Origin of the sequence: Rhizobium sp. CFBP 13644, assembly GCF_014842165.1 — a bacterium.
Classification (GTDB): Bacteria; Pseudomonadota; Alphaproteobacteria; order Rhizobiales; family Rhizobiaceae; genus Agrobacterium; species Agrobacterium tumefaciens_C.
Window position 1 is genome coordinate 111,156 of the sequence record NZ_JACYVF010000001.1, and the last position, 15,478, is coordinate 126,633.

At 56.7% G+C, this 15,478-nt stretch carries 16 protein-coding genes; 5 read left to right on the plus strand and 11 right to left on the minus strand.

What is annotated here, in order from left to right; all coding sequences use genetic code 11:
* Nucleotides 1-35 precede the first annotated feature (35 nt).
* The 4 genes from IFT53_RS00525 to IFT53_RS00540 all read left to right on the plus strand — a co-directional run bounded on the left by IFT53_RS00525 (nucleotide 36) and on the right by IFT53_RS00540 (nucleotide 5,648).
* Complete coding sequence (locus tag IFT53_RS00525; protein ID WP_192063730.1) at nucleotides 36-2,747, plus strand: DUF2339 domain-containing protein; 2,712 nt, start codon at nucleotides 36-38, stop codon at nucleotides 2,745-2,747.
* A gap of 54 nt (nucleotides 2,748-2,801) precedes the next feature.
* Nucleotides 2,802-3,443: an HD domain-containing protein gene (locus IFT53_RS00530; protein WP_192063729.1), complete on the plus strand. Its 642-nt coding sequence runs from the start codon at nucleotides 2,802-2,804 to the stop codon at nucleotides 3,441-3,443.
* Nucleotides 3,444-3,465: 22 nt separating this feature from the next.
* Nucleotides 3,466-4,311, plus strand: coding sequence for an MOSC domain-containing protein (locus tag IFT53_RS00535; protein ID WP_192063728.1), 846 nt, complete (start codon nucleotides 3,466-3,468; stop codon nucleotides 4,309-4,311).
* Nucleotides 4,312-4,421: 110 nt separating this feature from the next.
* The gene (locus IFT53_RS00540) at nucleotides 4,422-5,648 is read left to right on the plus strand and encodes an MFS transporter (protein ID WP_192063727.1); all 1,227 of its coding nucleotides are present in this window, start codon (nucleotides 4,422-4,424) and stop codon (nucleotides 5,646-5,648) included.
* A gap of 7 nt (nucleotides 5,649-5,655) precedes the next feature.
* Here the strand turns inward: IFT53_RS00540 and recO are convergent, their stop codons facing one another.
* The 11 genes from recO to rpoZ all read right to left on the minus strand — a co-directional run bounded on the left by recO (nucleotide 5,656) and on the right by rpoZ (nucleotide 14,536).
* Nucleotides 5,656-6,393 carry a DNA repair protein RecO gene (recO, locus tag IFT53_RS00545; RefSeq protein WP_042618397.1) on the minus strand — a complete coding sequence of 246 codons (738 nt, stop codon included), beginning with the start codon at nucleotides 6,391-6,393 and terminating at the stop codon, nucleotides 5,656-5,658.
* Nucleotides 6,394-6,461: 68 nt separating this feature from the next.
* Entirely contained in the window at nucleotides 6,462-6,818 is a 357-nt protein-coding gene (locus tag IFT53_RS00550; RefSeq protein WP_042618396.1) for a response regulator, read from the minus strand.
* 147 nt (nucleotides 6,819-6,965) lie between these two features.
* Nucleotides 6,966-7,718 (minus strand): Crp/Fnr family transcriptional regulator, encoded by a 753-nt coding sequence (locus IFT53_RS00555; RefSeq protein ID WP_042618395.1) that lies wholly within the window; start codon nucleotides 7,716-7,718, stop codon nucleotides 6,966-6,968.
* 77 nt (nucleotides 7,719-7,795) lie between these two features.
* Complete coding sequence (era, locus tag IFT53_RS00560) at nucleotides 7,796-8,752, minus strand: GTPase Era (protein ID WP_042618394.1); 957 nt, start codon at nucleotides 8,750-8,752, stop codon at nucleotides 7,796-7,798.
* 11 nt (nucleotides 8,753-8,763) lie between these two features.
* Nucleotides 8,764-9,483 carry a ribonuclease III gene (gene rnc / locus IFT53_RS00565; protein ID WP_042618393.1) on the minus strand — a complete coding sequence of 240 codons (720 nt, stop codon included), beginning with the start codon at nucleotides 9,481-9,483 and terminating at the stop codon, nucleotides 8,764-8,766.
* Nucleotides 9,480-10,226 carry a signal peptidase I gene (gene lepB, locus IFT53_RS00570; protein ID WP_042618392.1) on the minus strand — a complete coding sequence of 249 codons (747 nt, stop codon included), beginning with the start codon at nucleotides 10,224-10,226 and terminating at the stop codon, nucleotides 9,480-9,482. The genes rnc and lepB overlap by 4 nt, the downstream gene beginning before the upstream one ends.
* Before the next feature lie 120 nt (nucleotides 10,227-10,346).
* Nucleotides 10,347-10,751, minus strand: a complete 405-nt coding sequence (acpS, locus tag IFT53_RS00575) for a holo-ACP synthase (protein WP_042618391.1) — start codon at nucleotides 10,749-10,751, stop codon at nucleotides 10,347-10,349.
* The gene (locus IFT53_RS00580) at nucleotides 10,748-11,317 is read right to left on the minus strand and encodes a DUF2062 domain-containing protein (protein WP_192063726.1); all 570 of its coding nucleotides are present in this window, start codon (nucleotides 11,315-11,317) and stop codon (nucleotides 10,748-10,750) included. The genes acpS and IFT53_RS00580 overlap by 4 nt, the downstream gene beginning before the upstream one ends.
* A gap of 121 nt (nucleotides 11,318-11,438) precedes the next feature.
* Nucleotides 11,439-11,585, minus strand: coding sequence for a hypothetical protein (locus tag IFT53_RS00585; RefSeq protein ID WP_042618389.1), 147 nt, complete (start codon nucleotides 11,583-11,585; stop codon nucleotides 11,439-11,441).
* A gap of 188 nt (nucleotides 11,586-11,773) precedes the next feature.
* The gene (locus IFT53_RS00590) at nucleotides 11,774-14,008 is read right to left on the minus strand and encodes a RelA/SpoT family protein (protein WP_042618473.1); all 2,235 of its coding nucleotides are present in this window, start codon (nucleotides 14,006-14,008) and stop codon (nucleotides 11,774-11,776) included.
* A gap of 138 nt (nucleotides 14,009-14,146) precedes the next feature.
* Nucleotides 14,147-14,536, minus strand: coding sequence for a DNA-directed RNA polymerase subunit omega (rpoZ, locus tag IFT53_RS00595; protein ID WP_042618388.1), 390 nt, complete (start codon nucleotides 14,534-14,536; stop codon nucleotides 14,147-14,149).
* A 284-nt stretch (nucleotides 14,537-14,820) separates the two neighbouring features.
* Between rpoZ and IFT53_RS00600 the strand changes: the two genes are divergently transcribed.
* Nucleotides 14,821-15,393, plus strand: coding sequence for a LabA-like NYN domain-containing protein (locus IFT53_RS00600; RefSeq protein ID WP_042618387.1), 573 nt, complete (start codon nucleotides 14,821-14,823; stop codon nucleotides 15,391-15,393).
* The last annotated feature ends 85 nt before the right edge of the window (nucleotides 15,394-15,478 follow it).

The following is a 15,478-nucleotide window of genomic DNA, read 5'->3' on the forward strand; positions in this document are numbered from 1 at the left end:
AGCGCCTAGAAAACAGGATCATATTTGAGGTTGTTATGACATCACTCCTGTTGCTGATCGCTATTGGCTACGTCTTTGCCTTCTTCTACACGCTGAATGCGAGTATAAAGAACTCCAGACGCCTGACAGCCGTCGAGGCAGAGTTGACGGCCTTGAAGGCCCGGATGGCCTCCGGCGAAGCCCCTCTCGCAGAACCCGTGCCGGAACAACCGCTGCCTCTCGAAGAGAACATTGTCGCAGCAACGGCTCAGGAAGACGTTTTCGCCGAGAGCGCAGACAAACAAGCTGAAACACCACCGGCTGCGGCGCTACGCCCCAAAGAAAGCTTTGAAAGCAAGCTTGGTGCACGCTGGGCCGTTTGGGCCGGTGGCCTGGCATTGGCGCTGGGCGGCATCTTCCTCGTCAAGTATTCCATTGAAAGCGGCCTGCTCAGCCCGGCTGTGCGCCTTTCCATGGCTGCGGCTTTCGGCCTGATGCTGATGGCAGCCGGTGAAGCGGTTCGTCGGAAAGCGATGCCGGGCATCGCCACCGCCTATTCCAACGCCATGATTCCCGGCATTCTCACCGCAGCGGGCGCCCTCACCCTGTTTGGCGTGACCTATGCGGCCTATGGCATTTACGACTATATCGGGCCTACGACAGCGTTCATCCTGCTGGCGCTGGTCGGCTTTGCGACGATTGGTCTTTCGCTTCTGCATGGGCAAGCGCTGGCCGGACTTGGCCTTCTCGGCTCGATGGTGACACCCGCGCTGATCTCGACCGAGACCCCAAATATATGGGCCCTGTTTGGCTTTCTCACCGCCTCCTGGCTTGCCACTGCGGCAGCATCGCGAAGCCAGCGCTGGCATTTCGTTCCGGCTTTGGCCAATGTCGGGCTTGGCCTCTGGGCCATCGGCTACATGGTCTATGCACCCCTGATCGAGGCCGAACCTGTGGTGGCAAGCCTTCTTACCATGATCGCCGGCTCCATCTGGATCTGGCCGGGTAAATATACCAGCCAGCCGGCCGGCATGGCTGTTTACGCACCGCGTTTGGACAGCCGTTTTCCTGTCATCCGGGAACTGCTGGGCCGCCCACCGGCCAGCCTCAACGTGACACTATCTCTGGCCATCGTGCTTCCGGCACTTGCATTTTCCGTCATCGAAACCGGCATAACCATGCACCCGGCCTTTGCCATGGCCGTTCTGGTGTTGGGTCTCGCTGCAATGGGTGCAGGACGCAACCACGCAGTCTGGTCCGCCATCTTCGCCTCGCTGGCAGCCCTTGGCTGCGCGAACCTGCTGGCAGGCTTTGGCGTCAACTACCTGCCGACCGTGGGTGATGGAACGGCAACCCTATCATCGGTTGGCATTGATGTCGCCGCGCAGGCTCCAGTTACGCGCATCATGGGCATTCTGTTCCTGCTGTTTTCCTGGCAGGCCATACGGCGCAAATCCGCGCTTGATCCGTCTTTCGGAGCCATGTGGGCGTTTATCGGCGTCGCCGTTCCGCTCGGTCTCGGCATCATCAGCTTTGTGGAATATGGCAATCTCACCCGGGACTGGTTGCACGCGGCTTACGGTCTGGCCGTCGCCCTTGTGCTGCTGGGTGGCGCTTATCGGCTCACTCTGAAACGTGAAGACGGTTTTACCACGCCCATCAACATTATGCTGATCGGCTCGTTCCTCGCCTTTGTCTTCATCGTTCACACGCTGACATCAGGGCTTGCCACCACCCTTCTCATTCCAGCCATCGGCTTTGTCTATGTGCTGGCAACCCGGCGCGTCTCATGGTCGGCACTGCCATGGGCCATGGTGCTCGCTTGCGTCTTCGTTCTGGGCCGCATTGCGTGGGAACCGACCATCGTCGGCCCGCAGAACCTTGGCACGACGCCCGTGTTCAACGCACTCCTGCCCGGTTACGGAATTCCTGCCTTGCTTGCCATCGCATCCGCATGGCTGCTGCGGGACTGGCCGGGTGCACGGGTCAAGAACACTCTGCAAGCCGTCGCCAGCCTGCTCGGCCTGCTTGCCATCGCGATCCTTGTACGCCATGCCATGAATGGCGGCGTTCTGAACTCGGCGACACCGACCCTTGGTGAACAGTCAATCTACACGCTGCTGACCATTGGCATGTCCGGCGTGCTGATGACGCTGGACCTGAAAAGCCCCAGCCCGGTCTTCCGCTATGGCTCAATGGTCGCTGGCGTTATCGCCATGGCCAATGTGTTGATTGCCCACTTTTACGGCCTCAACCCCTATCTTACCGGCGAAAGCACCGGCCCATGGCCGTTCTTCAACCTGCTGCTGATTGGCTATCTGCTTCCAGCCATCGCCTATGCCGGGCTTGCCTGGTATGCGCGGGACAAACGCCCAGCGGCCTATGTTACGGCTCTGGCATTGTCAGGCGCGGCACTCGGCTTTGCCTGGGCAACGCTGTCCGTTCGCCGTTTCTGGCAGGGAGAAAATATCGCGGATTGGAAGGGCTTCCTTCAGGGCGAGACCTACAGCTATTCCGTGGTCTGGCTCGTCATCGGCGTGTTGTTGCTCGTGCTCGGTTCGCGCTTTGATGCAAAAAGCCTGCGGCTTGCCTCGGCGGCTTTGGTCTTCCTCGCCGTCGCCAAAGCCTTCCTGATCGATATGAGCAATCTGGAAGGTGTGTTGCGCGCCTTGTCCTTCATCGGCCTCGGCGTTGTGCTGATCGGCATTGGCCTGTTCTATCAGAAGATTTTGACATCACAGCCGAAGACGGAGGAAGCGCAAGGGTGATTGTGCACCCGTGCCTCCCCCTTTAAACAACACACAATAAAACGGGGGAATCACATGCAGGCACAGGCTTTCGCACCTTTCGAGGCACTGGCGGAAACGCTGATACCGCATGCCACCGAAGGCGATGACGGATCGCATGACATGGCGCATATTCACCGCGTCTTTCGCAATGCGATGCGCATTCACGCGCAAGAAGGTGGCGATGGCGCGGTGCTGGCCGCCAGCGTTCTCTTGCATGATTGCGTGGCAGTGGAGAAGAACTCTCCGCTTCGTGCGCAAGCATCGCGGCTGGCAGCCGAAAAGGCATCTGGCATCTTGCAGGCTATGGGCTGGAGCGATGCCAACATCGAGGCTGTCGCCCACGCTATTCTGACCCACAGTTTTTCGGCCAATATCGCGCCGGAAACGCTGGAAGCAAAAATTCTTCAGGATGCAGACCGTCTGGATGCCATCGGCATGGTGGGCGCTGCCCGCTGCTTTTACATTGCCGGTCGCATGGGGTCTGCGCTCTATGATCCGCACGATCCACTGGCACAAAACCGCCCGCTCGACGACCGGCGCTTCGCCATCGACCATTTCGAAAACAAGCTCTTCAAACTGGCAGATGGCTTCCAGACCGAGGCCGGACGGCAGATTGCTGGCGAAAGACACGAACGGCTGCGACAGGTTCTGGACCTGTTTCTGGATGAGATTTAGGGCCTGAGGCATGGAGAACGGAATGCGCATTACCGAACTCAACATCTATCCGCTCAAAAGCAGTAGAGGCATCTCGCTATCCGAAAGCCTCATCGCGCCCGAGGGGTTGCCGGGAGACCGGCGGTTGATGTTGATTGATCCAGCGGGGCAATTCATCACTCAGCGCGAACTGCCAGACATTGCCAGCATCATCACGCGGGCTGAACAAAGCGGCTACACGCTTTCCATGGATGGTAAAGGACACGTCCTTGCTTCACCATCGACCAAGCGGATCGATGCCACGGTCTGGAGATCCACGGTCGATGCGGCCATCGCAAATGATGATGCCAATGCAGCCTTGTCGAGTTGGCTCGGCCAGGACGTCAAGCTTGCATTCTTCGATGAGACCTCGCGCCGCAGCGCCAACATCGACTGGACAGGGGATGACACGCCCGTGACCTTTGCGGATGGCTACCAGATCCTGCTGACGACCACAGCATCCCTTGCCACTCTGAACAAGGATATGGCCGCCAATGGCGAGGGTGAAGTTGGCATGGAACGCTTCCGCCCAAACATCGTGGTCGAGACTGATGAAGCATGGGCGGAGGACCATTGGGAGACAATCGAAATCAACGGCATCCGCTTTGATCTCGTCAAGCCCTGCACACGCTGCATCATGACCTCACAAGACCAGCAAACCGGCTCCCGCGACGTGCCCTCCCCCATAAAAGCCATGAGCCGCATCCGCATGTCCGCCGATCGGCGCGTGCCGGGCGTCTTGTTTGGATGGAACCTGACACCACGCGGCGAAGGGTCTATCGCTGTGGGGGATGTTTTGAAGGTCATGGAACAGCGAAGCGAAGGATGGGCGATCAAGACGCGGGGCTGAGCCCTCCCCAGACACAGCCTATCAACAGCACTCATTGATCGGTCAAGAAAAGTTGCTGGTGCAGCGGCCTGGCTGGAGATAGTCTTTTTCTCCTGTTGGGGAAATTTTCAATGTCCAATGCTACGCGCTCGCCTCTCGCTAACCCCATGCCGTGGCTCATCATCGCCGCTGGCTCGCTGATTGCCGTGCTGACCTTCGGCCCTCGTTCGGCCATGGGCTTTTTCCAATTGCCCATGCTGGCCGATACCGGGTGGGATCGATCCACCTTCGGGCTGGCAATGGCGTTGCAAAACCTGTTCTGGGGCATTGGCCAGCCGATCTTCGGCGCCATGGCCGATAAGTTCGGAACGGGGCGCGTGCTAATCCTGTCGGGTGTCCTTTATGCGGCGGGGCTTGTCTGCATGTCCATCGGCAGTTCACCGCTGTGGCTGCATCTGGGTGGCGGCGTGCTGGTGGGCTTGGGCGTCGCGGCCGGATCGTTCAGCGTGATTCTCTCGGCATTTGCCCGCCATGTTACGCCGGAGCAGCGCTCCATGGCGTTCGGCATCGGAACGGCTGCCGGGTCTGCAGGCATGTTCATTTTCGCACCCATCAGCCAGGGCCTGATCTCCACCTATGGATGGTCGGACAGCCTTGTCTGGCTGGCTGCGATGATGCTGCTTGTGCCACTTCTGGCGTGGCCTCTGCGCGGCAACTCATCGTCCGGCACCCAATCTCAGGCTCAATTCAAGCAGACGGCTGGAGAGGCACTGCGGGAAGCCCTCAGCCACAGAAGCTATCTGCTGCTGGCCACCGGCTTTCTCGTATGTGGCTTTCAGGTCGCCTTCATCACCGCACATTTCCCGGCCTATCTGGGGGATATCGGCATTGAGCCGCGTTATGCCGTGATTGCCATGGCCCTGATCGGCTTTTTCAATATTGCCGGTTCGCTTGCTGCTGGCTTCATCGCCCAGCGTTATCCCAAGCCCTACCTGCTCGCCTACATCTATATTGGGCGCTCCATCGCCGTTACGGCCTTCCTGCTTCTGCCGCAGTCACCCACATCGGTCATCATTTTCGCGGCTGTGATGGGCATTCTCTGGCTGTCCACCGTGCCCCCCACAAATGGCCTCGTCGCCATCATGTTCGGCACACGCCATCTCGGCATGCTGGGCGGCGTCGTGTTCCTGTCGCACCAGATCGGGTCTTTTCTCGGCGTCTGGCTGGGTGGTTTTCTCTACGACAAGCTCGGTTCTTACGATATCGTCTGGTGGCTGGGTGTTGCCATGGGCCTTTTTGCCGCCGTGGTGCACTGGCCAATCCAGGAGCGCGCCGTGGCACGTCCAGTCCCGGCGTAAGCGTCTATCAGGAAGCCTTGTCCAAAGCCTTTAATGCCGCCTGCACGAAACCGTCGCGGGTGGCATTTTCGTTGAGGCCTCGCGGTTCATAGACATGGCGATGCAGAAAATAGCCTGTCAGTCTGAAGGCGGCTGCCAGACTTTCGCTGTCGGCAGCTTTGGAGTTTTCCTTGTTCAGAAACTGAGGCAGCGCAAGCATACGGCTTGCATAGGGCGCGCCCGCTGCGCGCGACACCGCCCTGCCCGTCTTTGGCGACACATAGACAAGGTCGTCGCGCAGGCCAGTGGCTGCGCATTCCTCAAGATCAAGCCCGAAGCCGAGGTCGTTCAGCACGGCCAGTTCGAAGCGCACGAAAAGCTCACCGGCATCGGCAGGGTCTGAGAGATTGTCGAGAATCACATCCAGCGCCTCGAACAGATGCGGGTGCGGATCGCGCTCCGGCAATAGCCTGAGCAACGCAGCCATGGCCTGGACGCCATAAACCGCAGTTGCTGTTTCCATCAGCTGTGCCGCGCGCAACTGCAGTGGCTCGATGCGATATTCGCCGAGATGGTCATCCAGACGCGCCCGCCATATCACATCAACACGGTTTCCCGGCTGAAGCACCGGTTGCATGCTGCGGGAGCGGCCTGATCGCACAAGCCCCAGATAACGCCCGCGGGTGCGCGTCATCACCTCGGCAATGACGCTCGTCTCACCGTGGCGTTTTACGCCCAGAATAATCGCGTCGTCCTGCCATTGCATGGATGGGTTGCTCGATCTGCTACTACAAAGTTTATATAGCCGATCTGGCGCGTGAGCGCTTGGGCCTTTTACTGCGTCATGATGCGCGTGACGAAAGTCTTCAACTCGACTTCACCGAAGGGCTTATCGAGAAGATGCGAATCGGCGAAGTCAGGCGGAAAGCCGCTCGTGTCGCCGTAACCACTCACAAAGCCAAAAGGAATTGCATGTTCCCTCAGGTGGCGCGCAAGCTCATAGCTCATGCCATCAGAAAGGCTGACATCGAGAAGAACGCAGTCAGGCTTTTCGCGGAGCAGTGACTCCTTGGCCTGGAATAAAGTCGTGGCAATATCGATCGCTTTAACGCCCATGGCTTGAAGCGATGTTTCCACATCCATGGCAACCAGATATTCATCCTCTACGATGAGGACCCGCTGAGGCAACATATTTTATCTTCTCCGGCCGCTTAAAATATCGCAGCACTCAAAAAATCCATGAACATTCACGGAACCAATTCCTATCACATCGCAGATCGGGTCAACATCGTCATTTAAAAAAGACATACCGAAACGAGCTGTTTTATATTAGAATTGTTAGATAAATGGCCTCAAATTGCGCAAATCCGGTTCCCAACTCGCAATCTGGGCCAAGCCCGTCGCATCAAGAACAATACAACCTTTATCTGTCCAGCGAATCAAGCCCTTGTCGGCGAGTTTGCGCAGGGTCTTGTTGGTGTGCACGATGGATAAGCCGAGCGTATCGGCGACGTGCTGCTGCGTCACCGGTATCGGGCCGTCTTTCTCCATAAGGCCGACGCGCACCGCCTTGTTGTGCAACAGCGCCAGCAAATATGCTGCCCGCTCCAGCGCCGTTCTTCGCCCGACGCTGAGAAGATGGCTATCGAGCATCCGCTCTTCGCTGGCCGCTATCCAGGTAATATCATAGGCGAGTGAGGGGTGATCGCCAAAGAGACTGTTGAGCCGTCCGCGCTCGAAAACACACAGCGTAATGGGTGACAGCGCCTCAACGGAATGCTGCATCTCGCCCATGACGGTTCCCTGCAACCCGACGAGATCGCCGGGCATCAGATAATTGAGGATCTGACGGCGTCCATCCTCCAGCGTCTTGTAACGAAAGCCCCAGCCTTGCAGGATCGTGTAGAGATGCGCGCTGTGAGAGCCCTCCATCAACACGATGGCGCCCGGCTCCACAGAAAGCTCGCCGGTTTTGAAATGGGAAACGAAACCCAGTTCGGCCGGAGAAAAATCACGGAAATATTTGAGACCTCGCAAGGGACATTGCTCGCAAGGGGTGGTCGACATTCCGTTAGGCTTCTTGGGCGACATGGGTATCCATAAACAACGAAAACGATAAGGCTATCAGAGCATTCACCCGGAAACCACGTCGGTCCCGCCGTGGATCATCAGTTTCGAGGAAACTCCAGACCCATTTCGCGGAAGCGCTCCGGGTCATCACCCCAGTTTTCGCGGACCTTCACGAAAAGGAAGAGGTGGACGGTCTGCTCAAGAATTGCCGAGAGTTCCTTGCGCGAGGATGACGAGATAGCCTTGATGGCATCGCCATTCTTGCCCAGAGCAATCTTCTTCTGGCTGTCACGCTCGACATAGATGACCTGCTCGATGCGCACGGAGCCATCCTTGCGTTCTTCCCACTTTTCGGTTTCCACGTGAGATGCGTATGGCAATTCCTGGTGAAGGCGCAAAAACAGCTTTTCGCGGGTAATTTCGGCAGCAAGCTGGCGCATGGGAAGATCCGAGATCTGGTCTTCCGGATAGTACCAAGGGCCCTGCGGCAACTCATCCGACAGATAGTTCATCAGATCATCGCAACCGGAACCGTTGGTCGCCGAGATCATGAAGGTACGGTCGAAATTGACGATTTCATTGGCGGCAGATGCCAGCTTCAGCAAATCCTCGCGCTGCACCTGATCGATCTTGTTCAGGCAGAGAATTTTCGTCTGCTTCACATCTTTCAGGCCTTCTAGAATCGTCTGCGCGTCGCCTTTAAGGCCACGCTCGCTGTCGATCAGAAGCAGAATGATATCTGCATCCTTTGCGCCACCCCAGGCGGATGTCACCATTGCGCGGTCCAGCCGGCGGCGAGGCTTGAAAATGCCGGGCGTGTCCATGAACACTATCTGGGCATTGTTGTGGATGGCAATGCCGCGCATCACGGCGCGTGTCGTCTGCACCTTGTGGCTAACGATGGAGACCTTAGCGCCAACAAGATGGTTCACCAGCGTGGACTTGCCAGCATTGGTCGGCCCGATCAGCGCGACGAAGCCGGAATGGGTCGGTCTGTTCTCAACGGCTTCAACGGTGTCTTCAGACGGCGTCGCGTCCATTTCATGCTCGGTCATGGGATATCCAATCAGTTTGCGGCAGAGGTTTTCTGCCAAACGCCTTCGCGTTCCAATAATTTCGTCGCGGCCACCTGCTCTGCGGCGCGCTTGGAGCGATCAACACCCGTTTCGGGCGCTACGCCGGGCACCACGACCGTCACCGTGAAGCTTGGATCGTGGTCCGGTCCGGTGCGATCGTCAATCCTGTAAAGGGGTGTCGCCGCAAATTTTGCGTGTGCCCATTCCTGCAATTCGGTCTTGGCGTCGCGCCGCCCGGCATCCAGGCGTGTGGCGCGCTCGTTCCAGTATTTCAAAATGAACTGGCGTCCCGCCTCCAGCCCGCCATCGATATAGATGGCCGCAATCAGGCTTTCCACCACATCAGCACGTACATTGAGCATGGCCTTGCCGGTCAGTTTCTTGACATCGGCACCGGTGCGAATGAACACATGCAGACCCATCTCATCGGCAATGGCCGCGCAGGATTCAGCACTGACAAGCTGGTTCAGACGAACAGACAATTCGCCTTCGGTTGCCGTGCGAAATGTCGTGAACAGCAGTTCGGCGACGCACAGGCCCAGCACACGGTCGCCCAGAAATTCGAGCCGCTCATAATTGCCGCTCTTTCCGGCATTGGCGCTTGCATGGGTCAAGGCCCGGTCAAGCCGGGCCTTTTCCTTGAACTGATACCCGATAAGGGCTTCCAGACGATTGATCTCCTCCGTCGAAAGCGGCTTTACCTTGCTCATTGAACAACCTTGAAAAGGCGGTCCCAACGCATGTTGGCGGGCCAATCCCAAACACGGCTGAATGGCGTGTCATTGCCAAGAGAGAAGAAGATGACGCTTGCGCGGCCAATCAGGTTTTCAGCGGGCACGAAGCCGACATCAAAACGGCTATCCAGCGAATTGTCGCGGTTGTCGCCCATCATGAAGTAATGGCCTTCCGGCACGATGAATTCACGGGTGTTGTCGCCGCGTGAATCAGGCGATTGATCCAGCGTGTCGAAGTTTACGCCATTATCCAGCGTTTCGCGGAAAACAGGAACATTGGCGCCGGGATCGGCACGGTAATCAGAGGTGAACACGCCATCCGGCTGCTTGGGTACAGCAGTGCCGTTAATGAAGAGGACGCCATTCGTGACCTGAACACGGTCTCCGGGCAGACCGACAAGCCGCTTGATGTAATCCACCTGCGGGTTCGGCGGCAGGCGGAACACGACGACGTCGCCACGCTTAGGCTCGCTGAACTGCATGATGCGGCCCGAGAACAGGTCGGGAGAAAACGGCAGGGAATATTTTGAGTAGCCGTAGGAGAACTTGTTGACGAACAGGTAATCTCCAACCAGCAAGGTCGGCATCATGGAGCCCGACGGAATGGTGAAAGGCTGGAACAGCACCGTGCGGATGACCATCGCGAGCAGCAATGCCTGCACGATGACCTTGACGTTTTCCCAAAGGGCGCTCTGCTTCTTTTCAGCTTTTTCGGACACTTAGACCTGCCTGCTCGTTCTTGGATTTCGACGGACTTCTCTAGAACCTTTCCAAGGCAAAGGAAAGCGTTTCCATAGCCGACGGCGGTGTGAAACCAGCGGAAGCAGTGGAATCAGACGTCATTTCGTCACCGGTAACGCTTCTATGATGACAAAAGCCTGTGCATAGGGAAATTCATCCGTGATGGTGAGGTGAATGACGGCCTCATGTCCCGATGGTAAAAGCATGGCCAAACGCTCTGCCGCGCCATTGGTCAGCTTCATTGTCGGCTTGCCGCTCGGCAGGTTGATGACGCCCATGTCCTTCCAGAAAACACCCTGTGCCAAGCCGGTGCCTAGAGCTTTGGAACACGCTTCCTTGGCCGCGAAACGCTTCGCATAGGATGCCGCACGGTTCTTGCGGCCATCGGATTTCGCCTGCTCGACGTCTGTGAAGCAGCGATTGGTGAAGCGATCACCAAAACGCTCAATCGATGTTTCGATGCGCCTGATATCGATGAGGTCGCTGCCCATGCCAATAATCATTTTACAGCACCCAGAGACGGTTTGGCCAAGGCAGCACGCTGCAAATCCTTCTTCGTTCTGACGCTGCGGATAATGGCGTAGACGCTGATATAAGCGAGAATGGCTGTGAAAGCGCCGGGAATAAGCGCGCCAACCGTCATTGGCTCCAACACGGGGCGCCAGAGCTGCATGAAGTTCATATGGCTAAAAAGCGTGGCAAAATCCACATGCGCCGACGCTGTCTGGTCGCTACGTCCCAATATGACGTGACCGATCTCCCAAGTGGAAGCCCAGATCAACGGAAATGTCAGCGGATTTGCAAAGGTTGTGCCCAAAGCTGCGGCAACAAGATTGGCTCTGAGAACAAAACCAATGACCATGGCGATGATGATATGAACGCCGAGGAAGGGTGTCCATGACACTCCGACGCCAACCGCCACGCCAGCGGCAATGGAGTATGGAGAGGCCGAGAGCCGCACCAGCTTCAGCTTGAGATAGCGAAGCAAACGACGAAAGCCCATGCGCGGCCAGATGGCGGCGCGCACTCTTTCAGTAAGTCTTAACGGTCTACGGCGACGAAACGGCATATGGAGAACCTATTGCATCGTTTCGTTTGCGCCAAGAGCAAAACCACGCTTGACCTCAAGAGCGCATCAATGACGCGCTCCGACATGCACCATACCAGCATGGCCGGTATGCATTTTTGTATTAACGACGGAACATGCCGCGATCAACTTCACGCTGGCGGAATTCCAGGTCGATGCGCGATACGGAATCGCTGAGGTAGTCGAATTCGCGTTCCTGAGTTGTCTTACCACGAACGGCACGGGCGATCTTGCGAAGGGGTCCAAACATCTTCTTTTCCTTTCAGAGACAAGCGGGCCAAAGCATCTTTTGGTGATTGGCGGGCCGCCGTGTCTGTTTCAATTTCTGAAATGAAGATAGTTCGAAAGGGCGCCTGTGACTACAGACAGGACAAGGGCGCTGCCATGCACTCAACGCATAACGGCGCCTTCAAGAGTTAATAATTAGGCAAATCTGCCTCAATCAAAGGCACGTTTGACCGTAGACACGCAATCCAGATCACTCAGCTGCGACAAGAGCTGGTTCAACTGCCGGAGATCCCAGACCTCGATGTCGAGCGCGAGTTCGGAAAAGTCGGTTCCGATCCGCACCATATTCAGGCCGCGAATATTCACGTCCAGCGTTGCGATGGATTGCGCGACGGATGCCAGCGTGCCGGGTTCATTCAGCGCGTTGATCATGACACGCGCCATGAAACGAGACTTGTTGGCCTCATCCAGATCCCAGCGCACATCGATCCAGCGCTCCGGTTCGTCATCGAAGCGTTGCAGCGCCGGTGACTGGATCGGGTAAATGGTGATGCCCTTGCCTTTTTCCATGATGCCGACGATGCGATCGCCCGGAACGGCGCCTGCTGCACCGAAATGCACCTCGACATTATCAGACAAACCACGGATCGGCAGCGGGTCAGGCCCCTCAACCAGTTCGGTTGCGCCGTCATCTTCCAGCACCGAGCGCGACTTGCCGGGTATCTTGAAGACCATGCCGGAAGCGCTGCGCATATTGAACCAGCCATCGTCGCCGGTCATCTTCACAGTCACGCGCTCATCCTGATAATCGGGATAGACGGCGCGCAGTACATCGAGAGATGACACTTCACCACGGCCAACGGCCGCGATCGCGTCCTCGACATCCTTCTGCGCCAGTCGATGCAGCACAGGCTTCAGCCCTTCCCGTGAGAACGGCTTGCCGGCACGCTCAAAGGTGCGCTCAAGAATGCGGTAGCCGAGACCGGCATATTGCTTGCGAATGGCCATGCGGGTGGCGCGGCGAATAGCGGAGCGCGCCTTGCCGGTGACGACCACTTCTTCCCATGCGGCAGGCGGAACCTGCACACCGGACCTGATGATCTCGACCTCGTCACCATTGTTCAGGCGCGTCACAAGCGGCATGATCCGGCCATTGATCTTCGCACCCACGGTCGTATCACCAATATTGGTGTGAACGGCATAGGCAAAATCGATGGGCGTTGCACCGCGCGGCAGCGCAATCAATTTGCCCTTGGGCGTGAAGCAAAAAACCTGATCCTGAAACAGTTCGAGCTTGGTGTGCTCCAGAAACTCTTCCGGGCTGTCGCCGTCCGCAAGGGCTTCAATCGTGTGGCGTAGCCACGAATAGGCGTTGGATTCCGGCGACAGGACATCTCCGTCACGGATTTCGCCATCCTTATAGAGTGAATGCGCGGCAATGCCGTATTCGGCGATTTCATGCATGCGCTTGGTGCGGATCTGCAATTCGATACGCTGGCGTGACGGCCCGACGATTGTGGTGTGGATGGAACGGTAGTCGTTCTGCTTCGGTGTCGAAATATAGTCCTTGAACCGGCCCGGCACGACGCGCCAGCGGGTGTGGACAATGCCGAGCGCCCGATAGCAGGACGGCAAATCCTGCACCAGAATGCGGAAGCCATAGACATCGGAAAGCTGCTCGAAAGACAGCGACTTCGATTGCATCTTGCGGAAAACGGAGTGCGGCTTCTTCTGCCGTCCTTTGACGTATGCGCCCTGAATGCCATTGGCGAGCAGCAACTCGCGCAATTCGTCTTCGATCTTTTTGACGAGGCCCTGATTCTGCTCTTCGAGAGACTGCAGACGCTTGGTCACCGTCTCGAAGGCTTCTGGGTTGAGGTAGCGGAACGAGAGGTCTTCCAGCTCGTCGCGCATGTCCTGCATGCCCATGCGCCCGGCAAGCGGCGCATAGATTTCCATCGTCTCTTCGGAAATACGGCTGCGCTTGTCCTCGGGCATATGCTCCATGGTGCGCATATTGTGGAGCCGGTCAGCCAGCTTCACGAGGAGAACGCGCACGTCATCGGAAATCGCCAGCAGAAGCTTGCGCAGATTCTCGGCCTGTTTGGCCTTCTTGGTCACGAGGTCAAGCTTCTTAAGCTTTGTCAGCCCTTCCACCAGCCGTCCAATGTCTTCACCGAAGAGATCATCGATTTCAGCGCGGGTGGCGCTCGTGTCTTCAATTGTATCATGGAGCAAAGCGACGGCGATGGTCGATTCGTCGAGATGCATCTCGGTCAGGATAGCCGCGACTTCCAGCGGATGCGAAATGTAGGGATCGCCATTGGCGCGCTTCTGCTGGCCATGCTTCTGCATGGCATAGACATAGGCCTTGTTCAGCAAGGCTTCGTTTGCTTCAGGCTTGTATTTTTGAACCCGTTCAACGAGTTCGTACTGTCGCATCATGTATGGGATGCCCCGGAAAAAGAAAGCGCGCCAATCGTTAGACAGGCGCACAATGCTGCATAATCTGCGTTCAGATTATGACGACAAATCTTTAAAGAGCGTAACCGTTGGTATCGTGCCGGTTACGATTCCATAAAATCAATAGTCGTCGTTCTTTTCTGGTGGCACAAGGCCTTCGATACCAGCAAGAAGGTCTTCTTCCGACATCTGGTCAAAGTTGACGCTTTCAGGCGCATCATCGTCGTCAGAATCGCCAGCAGAAGCTGCGATCGTGACTGGATCGGGCTCTGGCTCGTCCACTTCAACATGCTTCTGCAGCGAGTGGATCAGGTCTTCCTTCAGGTCGTCTGGAGACAGCGTTTCGTCAGCAATTTCGCGCAATGCCACGACAGGATTCTTGTCGTTGTCACGATCGATCGTGATCTGCGACCCCTGCGAAATCTGGCGCGCACGATGGCTGGCCAGCAAAACCAGTTCGAAACGGTTGTCTACTTTATCAATGCAATCTTCTACGGTGACACGGGCCATTGCCTGTCCTTTGCGGTCTTAATGTCGCGGATTACCCGTTCCGATACAGGCATTGGCCAAAGATTTCAAGTTTTTCCTCAACTGCCTGTTTACCTGGCAGCCCGCACCTTATTTTAGGCTTGATAGATTAAACTTTACACATAATTCTGGCTTTAGGGCTGGACTGATGATTAATGACGCTTATATGAATGGTTGATAATGTACAAAACGACGTGCGCATATTTGCTCAAACATTACTGCGGACACTATTAGCGACTCGGTAGCCGAGGAAGGATTTGATTTTTATGTTCGACCCACGCGAGAAAATTGCGCTTTTTATTGACGGCGCCAATCTCTACGCCGCTTCGAAAAGCCTTGGTTTCGATATTGATTATCGCAAGCTTTTGAAAGCATTCCAGAAGCGCGGCTATTTGCTGCGCGCTTATTATTACACGGCCCTCATAGAGGATCAGGAATATTCCTCCATTCGACCGCTGATCGATTGGTTGGACTATAATGGTTACAAGGTTGTGACAAAGCCCGCCAAGGAATTTACCGACGCCATGGGCCGCCGCAAGATCAAGGGCAATATGGATATCGAACTTGCCGTCGATGCCATGGAGCAATCCGAGACTGTGGACCATCTGGTGCTGTTTTCCGGCGACGGCGATTTCACGACGCTTGTGGACGCCATCCAGCGCCGTGGCCGCAAGGTTTCCGTTGTCTCGACCATGTCGACGCAGCCGCCTATGATTGCGGATGATCTGCGCCGTCAGGCCGATCACTTCATTGACCTGCTATCTCTGAAAGCAGAGATTGGTCGCGATCCGAGTGAACGCACCCACCGCGTGGTCGAAACGGCTGAAACCGTCGAGTAAGCGTTCACACCCTAGCAGTATTAAAACGCGCGCCTTACCGAGGTGCGCGTTTTTTGTTCTGTCCTAGGACTTAACGCAAGTATTC